Origin of the sequence: Zhongshania guokunii, from assembly GCF_040892635.1 — a bacterium.
Taxonomy (GTDB): Bacteria; Pseudomonadota; Gammaproteobacteria; order Pseudomonadales; family Spongiibacteraceae; genus Spongiibacter; species Spongiibacter guokunii.
This window is the reverse complement of sequence record NZ_JBFRYA010000009.1, coordinates 97156-109759: the sequence shown is the minus strand read 5'-3', so window position 1 is coordinate 109759 and position 12604 is coordinate 97156. Positions and strand designations below refer to the sequence as shown.

The 12604-nt window shown below is 51.0% G+C and carries 13 protein-coding genes; 5 read left to right on the top strand and 8 right to left on the bottom strand.

The features are described 5' to 3' along the window. Window positions 1–7 precede the first annotated feature (7 nt). The gene (locus AB4876_RS11745; RefSeq protein WP_368381850.1) at window positions 8–229 is read right to left on the bottom strand and encodes a DUF2061 domain-containing protein; all 222 of its coding nucleotides are present in this window, start codon (window positions 227–229) and stop codon (window positions 8–10) included. A gap of 376 nt (window positions 230–605) precedes the next feature. Here AB4876_RS11745 and AB4876_RS11740 point away from each other — a divergent pair, with 376 nt between their 5' ends. From AB4876_RS11740 to AB4876_RS11725, 4 genes are read left to right on the top strand one after another with little or no spacing between them, the layout of a single operon-like run. Further along, window positions 606–1907, top strand: coding sequence for an ammonium transporter (locus AB4876_RS11740; RefSeq protein WP_368381849.1), 1302 nt, complete (start codon window positions 606–608; stop codon window positions 1905–1907). After that, window positions 1907–2545 carry a hypothetical protein gene (locus AB4876_RS11735; protein ID WP_368381848.1) on the top strand — a complete coding sequence of 213 codons (639 nt, stop codon included), beginning with the start codon at window positions 1907–1909 and terminating at the stop codon, window positions 2543–2545. Before AB4876_RS11740 ends, AB4876_RS11735 begins: the two co-directional genes overlap by 1 nt. Window positions 2546–2593: 48 nt before the next feature. After that, window positions 2594–2827: a hypothetical protein gene (locus AB4876_RS11730; RefSeq protein WP_368381846.1), complete on the top strand. Its 234-nt coding sequence runs from the start codon at window positions 2594–2596 to the stop codon at window positions 2825–2827. A gap of 27 nt (window positions 2828–2854) precedes the next feature. Then, window positions 2855–3478: a DUF2238 domain-containing protein gene (locus AB4876_RS11725; RefSeq protein WP_368381845.1), complete on the top strand. Its 624-nt coding sequence runs from the start codon at window positions 2855–2857 to the stop codon at window positions 3476–3478. Here the strand turns inward: AB4876_RS11725 and AB4876_RS11720 are convergent. Next, the gene (locus tag AB4876_RS11720; protein ID WP_368381844.1) at window positions 3435–4556 is read right to left on the bottom strand and encodes an enoyl-CoA hydratase/isomerase family protein; all 1122 of its coding nucleotides are present in this window, start codon (window positions 4554–4556) and stop codon (window positions 3435–3437) included. The genes AB4876_RS11725 and AB4876_RS11720 overlap by 44 nt on opposite strands. A gap of 365 nt (window positions 4557–4921) precedes the next feature. On the opposite strand from AB4876_RS11720, the gene AB4876_RS11715 reads away from it, so the two are divergent. Next, on the top strand, window positions 4922–6724 hold the full coding sequence (locus AB4876_RS11715; protein ID WP_368381843.1) for an acyl-CoA dehydrogenase C-terminal domain-containing protein: 1803 nt from the start codon (window positions 4922–4924) through the stop codon (window positions 6722–6724). Between the two features lie 104 nt (window positions 6725–6828). On the opposite strand, the gene AB4876_RS11710 is transcribed toward AB4876_RS11715, so the two are convergent. From AB4876_RS11710 to AB4876_RS11685, 6 genes are all read right to left on the bottom strand, one after another. Beyond that, window positions 6829–7185, bottom strand: a complete 357-nt coding sequence (locus tag AB4876_RS11710; RefSeq protein ID WP_368381842.1) for a hypothetical protein — start codon at window positions 7183–7185, stop codon at window positions 6829–6831. A gap of 240 nt (window positions 7186–7425) precedes the next feature. Next, window positions 7426–9603 carry an acetyl-CoA hydrolase/transferase C-terminal domain-containing protein gene (locus AB4876_RS11705; protein ID WP_368381841.1) on the bottom strand — a complete coding sequence of 726 codons (2178 nt, stop codon included), beginning with the start codon at window positions 9601–9603 and terminating at the stop codon, window positions 7426–7428. 35 nt (window positions 9604–9638) lie between these two features. Then, window positions 9639–10919, bottom strand: coding sequence for an NAD(P)/FAD-dependent oxidoreductase (locus AB4876_RS11700; protein ID WP_368381840.1), 1281 nt, complete (start codon window positions 10917–10919; stop codon window positions 9639–9641). Window positions 10920–11065: 146 nt separating this feature from the next. After that, the gene (locus AB4876_RS11695) at window positions 11066–11503 is read right to left on the bottom strand and encodes a DUF2721 domain-containing protein (RefSeq protein WP_368381839.1); all 438 of its coding nucleotides are present in this window, start codon (window positions 11501–11503) and stop codon (window positions 11066–11068) included. 30 nt (window positions 11504–11533) lie between these two features. Then, the gene (locus tag AB4876_RS11690) at window positions 11534–11899 is read right to left on the bottom strand and encodes a Rieske (2Fe-2S) protein (protein ID WP_368381838.1); all 366 of its coding nucleotides are present in this window, start codon (window positions 11897–11899) and stop codon (window positions 11534–11536) included. 115 nt (window positions 11900–12014) lie between these two features. After that, on the bottom strand, window positions 12015–12479 hold the full coding sequence (locus tag AB4876_RS11685; protein ID WP_368381837.1) for an Lrp/AsnC family transcriptional regulator: 465 nt from the start codon (window positions 12477–12479) through the stop codon (window positions 12015–12017). Between the last annotated feature and the right edge of the window lie 125 nt (window positions 12480–12604).

The window sequence follows — 12604 nt, the reverse complement described above, 5'->3', positions numbered from 1 at the left end:
ACCGGCCCTAACTACTAAAACTCATCATGGTTCCGGCATCGTTGCGCAGCGCTCTAGGGCTACTCTCTATACGCGCCCACGCCTTTTCATGAAAATAAAACACCACGGTATTCACTGCTGGCTCGACCAAAGCCAGCATGCCACCAATTACCGCGCTGCCAGTGAGCAGGTAGGCTACCGAAAATGCGACGCTAAAATGCATCATGGCAAAGCTGATTGTCTTTTTCATGCTGGCGAGCCTCTAAATACCATTCAAACCCCAGTGGGCTTTTATTCGTGTCGAAGGTGAACACGTATCAATAATAAGCTCTCGTCATCAATATATATAACAAATTAAATCCATGACAATGATAGGAATACCCTATTCAAGATATGGCACCACCAACATGCGTGAGCGCGCACCACACCTAAGCCAACATATATTTTTTGCACCATAACGATGCTTGAAATCCCTCTATTTGCCAAATACTGACGGCAAAAACGCCAAAGTTCCACAGACCGCAACAACTTCTCGAACCAATAATATGTGGCATAGCAGTTGCAATAACGCTAGTTAAGGGCTGCGCCGATTATGTGTGCAGCCACCTTATGAAATAAGGTTTCAAATGAAAAAAATGCACCACACCTTTGCATTAAGCATACTGTTTTTCTCCCCTTTTGCCTTTGCTGCCGACGGCGATCCCGCCACCGATATGATATGGCTAGTCACTGCCAGTGCGCTGGTGTTTTTAATGCAGGCCGGTTTCGCACTTTTGGAATGCGGTATGTCTAGAAGTAAAAACGCCCTAAACGTGGTGATGAAAAACTATATGGATGTGTGCCTAGGCACCTTGATTTTTTGGGCACTGGGTTACGGCCTCATGTTTGGCAGCAACCCCAGTGGCCTGATCGGCACCGACCTATTCCTTATTAACGACAGCGACCCAAGCACCTACGGGGTATTACTCTTTCAAACCATGTTTGCCGCTACCGCCGTAACCATCGCCAGCGGCGCCATGGCCGAACGCACCCGCTTTGACGCCTATCTGGTTGGCGCGCTGTTTATCACGGCGGTGATCTACCCAATATTTGGTAGCTGGGTGTGGAATGCCGATGGCTGGCTGGCGAAATTAGGCTTTATCGATTTTGCGGGTTCAACCGTGGTTCATTCGGTAGGCGCGTGGACGGCACTAGCCGGCATCATTATATTAGGCCCACGCCTAGGCCGCTTTGACAAACAGGGGCGGCCCCGCGAATTGCGCGGCCACAACTTAACCTTTGTAGCACTCGGCGGCTTTATTCTGTGGTTTGGCTGGTTCGGGTTTAATGGCGGCTCCACCCTCGCCGCCTCAACTGATATTGGTTTAATCAACCTTAATACTCAGCTCGCTGCGGCGGCTGGCGCCACGGCTAGCATGCTACTCGCGGTCGTCATGCGCCGGCCAATTTTACTCACTGAAACAGTGAACGGCAGTATTGCAGGCCTCGTCGCCATTACGGCGGGCTGCGCCACCATGCTGCCGGTGTACGCTGCGCTAACCGGCGCCATTGGTGGTGTGGTCTGCACCCTTGGCGCGCAGCTGATGCTGCGCATGCGTTTAGATGATGTGGTGGGTGCGGTCTCAGCCCACGGCTTTGCGGGCGCGTGGGGAACCCTCGCTGCAGGTATGTTCTACACCGGCAATCTCTTTGACGGCCACCTTATAACCGTGCAGCTAATTGGTATTGCCGCCTGCTTTATTTGGACATTCTGCAGCGCGCTCATTATGTATTTCGCAATCGACATAGTGATGGGCCTGCGCGCGCCAGCACAGCACGAGCAACGCGGTCTGGATTTAAGCGAGCACGCAGAAATTGGCTACCCCGAATTCGACTCCGGCAATATCGCCTACACTGCCGCCCGCGCCACCAATATGGATTTACGCTAATGACTAAGCGTAGCCTTAGCGACCGGCGTCGCGCTATATACACCGGACTCAATCCCTTTTTGGATGAAGCCGCACTACTCAAAGCCGTTAGCCACTGGGAGAATCGCTACGCCGACCAACCCAGCCTCGCCCTGCAACGCTATGTAGCCGACATTTGCCAAAACACCGGCTTAAAAGATAAGCGCGCGACTATTCTACGCAGTTTATTGCATGCCATGGGGCAGGACAGCACCGAGCTTCTGGCCGACCCCCGTGGCGGCAGTAACACCAGCACCAGCACCAAGCATGTGGAGTCGGCCTCGGCCAGTCAGGCCTTTGCCGAGCTAATGCTGGCCATGATGAGTCAAGTTGACGACAGCCAGCAACACAAGCTCAGAATCGAATTGTTTGCCGCGCTGCGCCAACGGCAATTACCCTTAACAATACTAGAAGCGCTGCAGCGCTGGCTGGGCAACCGCGAGCCCTTGGAACTGGGCACTGCGCCTCCAGCTCTTCTGCAGAAGCTGCTCAACCAGTACTATGTGCTACTGTGTGAGAATTTGGGGCCGGTAAACGCCGATAAAATTTTGGCGCGCGGCGTGCAACACGTGCAAACTCAACATCCAAAGCTTGACCCTTTTCTCGCTAGCCTGCTGTAAATCGCCGATCTTATCGGCGATAACGCCGGATAAAATCGGAGAACCACCGTGCGAAACCCTGCTGTAAATTACCCAAGCGCGGCGTCAACAGGCGCCGCAGTGCTTTTTATTAGCCTCGCACTATTAATAAGTGGCTGCAGTGAAGCAACAGACAACAAGGCCCCAGCCACCGTATTAAGCGCTCCCCAGCAGCAGGGTTTAAACTCAGCGCAGCAGATGGAGCAGCAGCTCCAAAAAGATGTTGAGCGCCGCGAGCAGCAGATGCGCGATCAAGATATTTAAGCTAGCAACCCAAAGAAAGGAATAAGCATGAAGACACTGTGCTGGCTGGGGATATTCGCTGCCACCTTGCTCTGGTCGGGCATCAATCCCAAAGATCATTTCACTTGGGTACTAGAGGTTATTCCGGCGCTAATCGCCCTAGCCATTATGGCGGCCAGCCGCACACACTTTCCCTTAACCCCTCTGCTCTACACCCTAATTCTCACCCACAGTGTGATTCTGATGATTGGCGGCCACTACACCTACGCCGAGGTTCCGCTGTTTGACTATTTGGCCGAGCAATTCGACTGGCAGCGCAATCACTACGACAAGCTCGGCCACTTTGCGCAGGGCTTTGTACCCGCCATGGTCTGTCGCGAGCTGTTCCTCAGGCATCAGGTTATTGCCAAGCCGCGCTGGCTAGGCAGTGTAATTGTGCTTATTTGCTTGGGCATAAGCGCATTTTACGAGTTAATTGAATGGTGGGTCGCGGAGCTTAGCGGCGAAGATGCCGAAGCTTTTCTAGGCACCCAAGGCTATGTTTGGGACACCCAATCCGATATGGCAATGGCTATGCTTGGCGCTATTGTCGCCCTAGCAAGTTTAAGCCGGCTACATCAGAGCCAGCTTACAGCAATTCACCAAGGGGACACGTTGCCCACGGCGACTTGAACATCGCCTCCATCTCTAGCTCGGGCACCTGCTCGATACCGCTGTAACACCAGCGTGGGTCGCGATCGCGATCTATTAAGCGCGCCCTAACACCCTCGGCAAACTCAGGATCGCGCACTCTGTTTGCCGACAACACCAACTCCATGCGAAACACCTCAAGCAAACTTAAGCCGCGACCGGTATCTAATTGCCGAAATATTAATTTGGCGGTGCTCGCTGCCCCCGTCGCAAGACCTCGTGCCGCCTTACTAAGCCAAGGATCGGTGCCGCGATACTGACAGATACTCTTAATTACCGCCGACGCTGAGGGCTGCCCGCACACCTCATCTATCCAGCCTCGGTAATCCTTTAACGATGCGGCGCCTAGTCCAGCGCCTTGTTCGGCTTCGATATCGGTCAGGCACTCGGTGAGGCACTCCGCATTCCACTCTGGATCATCGCACCAATCCAGCTGTAGCAATTTACGCAATACCAAGGCTTTACTATTGTCGGTAAGGCAGTAATCCGCCAACCCAGCATAAAGCGCGTCGGCGGGCGACAGCTCGACCCCAGTCAAAGCAGTAAACAAACCGCTGCGCCCCGGCATTTGCCCTAAAAACCAACTCGCCCCCACATTGGGAAATAAACCGATGCTAATTTCTGGCATCGCGATCCGACTACTCTCCGTTACAATGCGATGACTGGCACCCACCATCAATCCCAGTCCGGCGCCCATCACAATACCGTTTCCCCAGCACACCACCGGTTTCGGAAAGCTATGAATTAAATACGCCGCCGCGTATTCATGGGCAAAAAAGGCTTCTGCCTCCACCGCCGCGCCACCGGGATTGGCTAGCGCAGAAGCGCGAATTCGCAAGGCATCGGCGCCCACACAAAAACCTCGGGCGCCAGCGCCATCAAAAAAAACCGCCACCGCCTCGGGGTCATCGCGAAGCTCTGTTAATAGCCGGTGTAATAAGGTGACGGTTTCTAGGGTCAAAGCGTTGATGCGCGCAGGCGCATTGAGGGTGAGCTGGGCCAAATACCCCCCCACCGGCAGCGGATGACGCTCTAGGCATACTGAGTATTCAATTTGCATTGTGCCCCCATACCAAGTGTGTCCCCATATTAAACGTGGGAATAAAGCGGTAGAACAATGTCCAGTATCACCCTAGTAACGATCCGGCTCAAGACCGACGTAACGCCTTGCAAACAAGATGATAAAAACAAGGCCCGCACAGCAACATAACTATTCGAGCGGGGATCGAATTCAGCGCTATGGTACGAAACAGGATAACTACTTAGCCAGCCAGATAGGCCGCTACTACCCATAAACACCCGTAAATTGACCGCAGCGTCAGCACACCGAGCAGATGCGGCCAATTGCCCACCTAGTCGCATCCGCTATGCTCCATCGCGTTAACGAAATACCCCGTATCTTGGGAATAAGTACAGAGGCTACATATGACCACATTTAAAGCGCCAGTTAGAGACATCGACTTCGTCCTTAATGAAGTCTTAGACTACCAGGCCCACTACAAAACCATTGCTGCTGGCGCCGAAGCCACACCAGACATGGTTGAAGCCATTACCGCAGAAGCGGCCAAATTTGCCGAAGAAGTGCTATCGCCCCTTAATAAAGTGGGTGATGAAGAGGGTTGTACTTGGAATGACGGCGACGTCTCCACTCCTACCGGCTTCAAAGAAGCCTACCAAATGTGGATAGACGGTGGCTGGCAGGGATTGTCACACCCCACTGAATACGGCGGCCAAGGCCTGCCAATGTCACTGGGCCTAATTAAATCGGAATTAATTGGTACCGCCAACTGGTCTTGGGGCATGTACCCAGGCCTGAGTCTTGGCGCAATGAATACCGTATATGTACACGGTACTGAAGAGCAAAAAAACCAGTATATGCCCAAGCTTTGCGACGGCACCTGGACCGGCACCATGTGCTTAACCGAAGCCCACTGCGGCTCGGATCTTGGCCAAATGAAAAGCAAGGCTGATCCTCAGCCCGACGGCAGCTATAAGCTGACTGGCAGTAAAATCTTTATCTCTGCCGGTGAGCACGACCTGACCGAAAACATTATTCACATCGTACTTGCACGTACCCCTGGCGCGCCTGAGGGCACCAAAGGTATCTCGCTGTTTATTGTGCCCAAGTTCCACGTAAACGCTGACGGCAGCCTTGGCGAGCGCAACAACGTTAAGTGCGGCAGCATTGAGCACAAAATGGGTATTCACGGCAATGCGACCTGTGTAATCAACTTTGATGACGCCACCGGTTATATGCTGGGTACCGAAAATGCCGGTCTAAACGCTATGTTCACCTTTATGAACACCGCGCGGATCGGCACGGCAATTCAAGGCTTGGCAGCATCAGAATTGGCTTACCAAAACGCCCTGCCATACGCCATGGACCGCTATTCAATGCGTTCACTGTCGGGCACTAAAAATCCAGACAAACCAGGTGATGCCATTATTCATCACCCAGACGTGCGCCGCATGCTGCTCACCGCCAAAGCCTTTGCTGAAGGTGGTCGCGCCATGATCTATGACGCGGCTAAATATTCTGACCACATGGTGCAGGCCGACACTCAAGAAGAGCGCGATGCTGCTGAAAATGAGCTGGGCTTTTTAACCCCTATTTTAAAAGCTTTCTTGACCGAAACAGGTCTGGAATCAGCAAGTAATGCAATGCAGGTTTTTGGTGGTCATGGTTACATCAAAGAACACGGCATGGAACAGATCTACCGCGATGCCCGTATCGCCACCTTGTATGAAGGTACTACCGGCATTCAAGCCATGGATTTGATTGGCCGCAAAGTTGTACTGGACGGATTCAAACTCTACGGCGGATTCTGCAAGAAACTCTATAAGTTTGGCTTTAAAAACCTGCTTGGCGGCAAGCGTCGCGGTTACTCTGCAAAACTGATCGGTTACACTGTTGCATGGAACTGGCACACCGTAAAAATGGTTGCTCGCGCTTCTAAAAACCGCGATGCAGTCGGTGCAGCGTCTTACGACTTTTTGATGTACAGCGGCTATTTGTCGATGGCTTACTACTGGGCAATGATGGCTGAAGTTGCGGCCACTAAATTGGCCAGCGGCGAAGGCGATGCGGCTTTCTACCAAGCCAAATTAGAAACCGCCGAGTTCTACTTCTCACGTTTGCTACCACGTGCCAAAGCGCACGGCGGATCAATGGGCAGTAGCACTGACAGTGTAATGGGCATGGATCTAGAGCGTTTTACCGTTCGCTAATCCCTCACTTATTACCAAAAAAAGCCCCGCAGCTTACACTGCGGGGCTTTTTTTATTCTGTGCAGTAACCTTATTACTATAGGCCCTCTCTACACAAGCTGTGTTTAGTAGCTAACCTGCGACACCTGATAAGCGCTTTCGTTATGCATATCACAGGGGTTTGCAACTTCTTCTGTTTGGCCTGGGTCAACACTAAATGACTGCACACTCATCACTGACTTTTTACTAATATCGTCTTTAAAGTAAGTGAATACGCCATTAATTTTAATATCACAACTATTTCTCACCACAAAGCGAGTTGAGACTTTGTCTTGATTAAAATAAGCACAACTAGACTGCTCTGAACTGGCCGGAAAATTCTGCACATCCCAGTCCAAACACTTTTCCGCTTCGGCAGTGGCGGTTAGGGCCGCTGAACTCATTAAACAGAAAAACACACTAGGAAGTAATTTATTGTTCATGGCTGACTCGCTTCTATGGTTGCCATACTACTGTTTTATTCTGTGAGCTCTGCACAACAGTAGTAGTGATCCTGAGATGTACAATAGTTAATAATTGAAGAAAATGGCAGTGGGTATATACTCGTAATTGCGCGTCGCCAAGCAAACAAAAGCCATAAAAATCAAAAAGATAATTAAATTTTATAGTTCTAAAAAACTTACAAAAAAGCGTCAGGTTTGTGACCTATATCGCAATTAATCTTAATCGTTAGAGCCTAGTTTGCTGGAAAATCCAGCAACTACACCAATAACCAAGTGTCTTAAGGCGCGATTTTTGATCCCGCGCACGTCCTTTAATCCTAAAACTCGCAGCACTCTATCAGCTTCTTGGCTACACTCACACCGCCGTAACAGCAATAGTGTGAGCTGCCACCAGCTTAAACCCGATAATTTTTTCAGTACTGTACCTGCATACAATTCATCGGCGCTAAAATCACAACCAAAGGGATAATTTGGCAACATATCTCGGTTTTTTGCCCACGCCACACTTTCCCGTATTCGTGCAGCAGTGTTATCGCTAAATTCAACCGGCAACTGGTAATCTTTCGCCAATTTGCCAGCGGCTTTAGCGCTGCGCATTAAATCACCCTGAAAACGCGAATCGGCAATATTCAGCAAGGCCTTAATAACCTGCTCATCGGTTTTAGAGCGCAGGTCAGCAATGCCGTACTCAGTAATTACAATATCGCGTAAATGTCGGGGAATCGTGCAGCTTGAAAAACTTTCTACAATATTAGACAACAAGCGTCGGCCTTCGCCGCGACTCGCTCTAATCATCAGTATCGAACGGCCATCAGTTAACTGGTGCGCCATCGCCACAAAGTTGTACTGGCCACCCACCCCCGACACCACCTGTCCTGAACCTAGGGTATCTGAAGCCACAGCACCCTGCAGACTCACGTTTAATCCGGTATTGATAAAACGCGCTTTGCGCCGCTGGGCCTGGTACAAACGCGGATTAAAATCTAACTGATTAATTTTCCCGACGCTGCACATGGCTAATTTAGCGCGTTCAGTATCACTCATTGTGCGTAAGCCACGATAGAACTCGGCACTGCCCAAAAAGAAACCGCCATGTAAAACCTTGCCATTGCAAAGCTCAGTGCCTAAACACTTTTCAGCAATAATGCGCTGACTCTTGGGATTGGCCATATTCGCAGGAAAGGATTCGCCATCGGGGGCAGTAATATAGCCTTCGTGGTATTGGCACTCGGCAGAAAAATAACCGTGATACTGCAATACTGCAAAATCATTGCCCCGCAACTCTCTTACGCCCAATTCCGCCATTGCGCGAATGGTATTGGCACTCAGCGCCTGGGGGTCGCAAACACCGTCATTAATTAGGGTTTGCAAAGCCCAAAAATCATAAACCTCGCGGCGCAATATTCCACTGTTAAAAAGTTGCCAAAACCCTTCAACAAACATTTCGGTGGCGCCGTACAAGCCCTCCTTAAAGGGCGCGCGACCACCCCAGCGGTCAACTAAGTCGCCCCAATACGCATCAATCTTAAAACGTTCGAGGAGGGCTCTATAGTCTTCATTACGGCTGTGGCGCAACTGCAAGCCATGCACAATGGCATCACTCATGGCGCCGATGCCCAGTTGCAGAGTGCCGCCGTCGGCAACGAGGCTACTGGCATGTACGCCAATAGCGTAATCCGCAGCCGGCACTGGCGGCAGCTTAGGCATCACAAACAAGCCGTGCTGAGATTCGTCGGTGTCGAGCAAAAACTGATATTGCGTGGCGTCAACCTCCGCGTCGCCAAGCATATAAGGCAGCTCGCGATGAACTACCCCCACGCTGACAAAATCACGCCCGAGTTCAGTAAGACGTTGCACCACCTCTAACGAGGTATCGGGATTACAGCTCATACTCAGGCGCTGTGGATTACTGGGATCTTGAGCGACCAGTTGCATCACCACATTGCAGCCTTGGGCCACCACATCGCGGGCGGCGTGGGTGTAATTTGAGCTCACGTAATTTTGCTGCGCCCCCGCATTACCAAGGCGACTACCGGGTTTAAAATAAAATTCACGAACAATGATATTTTCTGGCAAAGCAGCTTCGCGCACCGCTGTTGCATAGCTTGGCTCGGTGTAATTAGCATAGAGCCGATCAAACACCGGATTCAGCAGCCGCCCGCGAATAGGGTCGGACTCACGCGGCCGCTCAAGGGTCAGTGCGGTTAAAATCGTTAACGACAGCGATGGGTCCTGACAAGCCCGCGCATAGAGCGCGTTAATCAACTCCACGGGTTTACCCAAGCCCAGCGGCAGGGCCACTACCAAGGTTTTACCTAGCTGCGCAATAAGGCCATCTAGGCATTGCTGGTATTGCTTGGCCCGCTCCTCAGCAGCGCTTGCTATCGCCTGTTGCATAGGTCTCCATTAATTCCGTATTTCACTAGGCCAATTTAATGCAATTTTAAGCGCGGCCGTAATAGGCGATTAAAACGGCCAGCCAAGAGCAGCATCAAGGTGCGGCCCCAGCCGTAAATCGCCGCTTGATGCAGACGGTATAAACTGATGTACATCATGCGTGCCAGCCAGCCTTCAATAAAGAAGCTACCGCCGCGCACACCGCCCATTAAATTACCAAGCGCAGAATACTTAGACAGCGACACCAGCGAACCGTGATCCCGATACTTAAACGCTTGCAGGGGCTGATCCGCAACTGCCCGCTTTAAATTTGCGGCGGTGTGCATCGCCATCTGCTGGGCAGACTGCGCGCGCGGTGGAATATTTTTACCCTCACTCATCTCGCAGGCGCAGCAATCGCCTATTGCAAAAATTGACGGGTCTGCCGTTTGCAGCGTGGTATTAACGGTTAATTGGTTAATACGATTGCTGTCTAGCCCAAAAGACCCGAGCACATCGGGGGCTTTAATACCCGCCGCCCACACCAGCAGCTCACCATCAATACGCTGCTCATCGCTGGTCACAAAGCCCTGCGCATCGGCGGCCTTCACTTTGGTATTGGTGTGCACCAGCACACCCATTTTTTCCAGCTCAGCTTGGGCGGCAGCGGCAATCTCTTCTTTGAGCGCAGGCAATAGCCGCGGTCCAGCTTCAATAACATGCACTTGTAGGCGACTGCGATCCAGCTGCTCATGGCCATAAAGTTTTAACAGCGCCACCGCGTGATGAATTTCAGCGGCCAGTTCAACGCCGGTCGCCCCGCCACCCACAATCGCCACCGATAAGGCGCTGTTATTAAAATTGGCGGTCATACAATGATTTAAAAAGCGCTCATGGAAACGGTCGGCCTGTAAGCGGGTATCTAAAAACAAACAGTGTTCACGCACACCCGCGGTATTAAAGTCGTTGCCCAAACTGCCGATGGCAATCACCAAATAGTCGTAACTTAGCCGCCGCTCAGGGAGAATTTCTCGACCACTAGGGCCTATCATTGCCGCGAGGATTAACTCTTTCCGCTCGCGATCAAGGCCAATCACGCGGCCCATCGCAAAGTGGTAGTGATTTTGATAAGCGTGAGCGCGGTAGTCGACCGCATCCAGATCGGAATCAATAGCGCCGGTGGCCACCTCGTGAAACCGCGGCTTCCAGATATGGCTTGCGCTGCTATCAACGAGGGTAATATCCGCTTTTCCGCTTTTGCCTAAGCGACGACCTAATTTTGTTACCAATGGCAGGCCCCCTGCACCGCCGCCAACGACCACAATTTTTGCCGCCACAAGCACCTCCGCGAAAATACAGCCAAATTAATACTGGCGCCTGAATGGCCCCAACTATTAAAAACAAATAAGAATTACCCACCAGAATGGAGAACACTTTCCAATGGATCGCGCTTTGCCGTATGAATGAAACTAAGCCGCGAACCTTACGGCCCGTTGAGCATAATCCGTGTTGCCAACTGAATTTCACGTAAAAATCCCGTTAGAGCGAATATCAAAAATATCATGGCAAGAACAAATAAAGCCGCCACTGCCAAGCTGCTATTCCATTCCATAACGGCGCTAATAAACAGCATGGCGATGACCACACAAACCAACAATGCGCTGGTAGTGCTATAGCCAATAGAGCGATGAACGACGCGAGCGCGCCGAGTGAGCATGGCCAACTCCTGATGCACCACCGCACCGCGCTCTGCGCTAAGTGACTCTAAACGGTGATGTAAGGAACGGCTGCGGTCTATAATCCGCGCCAAACGATTGGTTAATACGTTGAGAATACCACCGATGCCGGCGAGTAAAAAAACCGGCGCAACCGATTGCTGGATCGCGTGAGCAATAGTAACAACTTCAATTTCTACAGCCATGAAGAACCTTAATTACGTACTTAAAGAAATTCACACATTTACAAAAACCTGTTCGCCTTCACACTCTACTGTAAAAGTATTAAGGGCTTTTGGGGCTTTGCCAAGGGCGATCAGTTTGTGTGTCCAACCTGGCATTGGCATGCCAATAAAAGCGTTGGTCCAGTCGATATTTTCGCCGGTCAATAAATTAAAGCTTGAGCCATGAAACGGACACGTCACCGCGCCATCGCAAATTTTACCTTTGCCAAGTGGCAAACCAAGGTGCGGGCAGCGGTTCTCTACTGCACAAATCTGACCATTCACTTTGGTCAGCAGTACTTTTGCGCCACCAAGGGTTTTGTTTAAAAAAGCGCCCTCTTCGATTTCATCAAGATTTGCTGCAAAAATCCTATCCATTTCTGTGCTCCTTAGAATTAATCAAAAAGTGTTTTTTCTGCGGCCTATGCTGCTATGCCGTCCGCATTAGGGACAAATTTCTAGCAAACCGCAACAAGGATTTATCCCCCAGCCACTACAACAAAGGCAGGGCAGTTTTACTCACCGGCGACTTCATAACAAAACTGGAGTGTACGCCGGTGACTCCATCAATTCGAGTAATCTTATTTAATAACAAGGCCTGAAAGCCATCCATGTCGGCAACGATTACCTTCAGCAGATAATCTGCCGCTTGACCGGTAATTAAATGGCACTCTAAAACCTCAGGGCACTCGCCAACATGGCGCTCAAAATTTTCAAAACGCTCGGGGGTGTGCCGATCCATACTGATATGAATAAACGCCATTAGGTTGAGGCCTAATGCCCGCGCATTGAGCAATGCTCGATAACCGGCCAACACGCCGCTCTCTTCTAATCGCCGCACCCGCCGTAAACAGGGCGACGGTGACAAACCTATGCGATCGGCGAGCTCTTGATTACTCAGCCGGCCATCGGCCTGTAGAGCCTCTAGAATCCGCTTATCATAGCCATCCAACTTCACAATAAATCCACCTAATTCAACTTTATAAGCATAATATTCCAATATATCTAACAATACAGCAATAAATAAAAAGCTGATCAGGTATTTTACGCCAAGTTCGCAATCCCCTGCTGCCGCTCTATCCC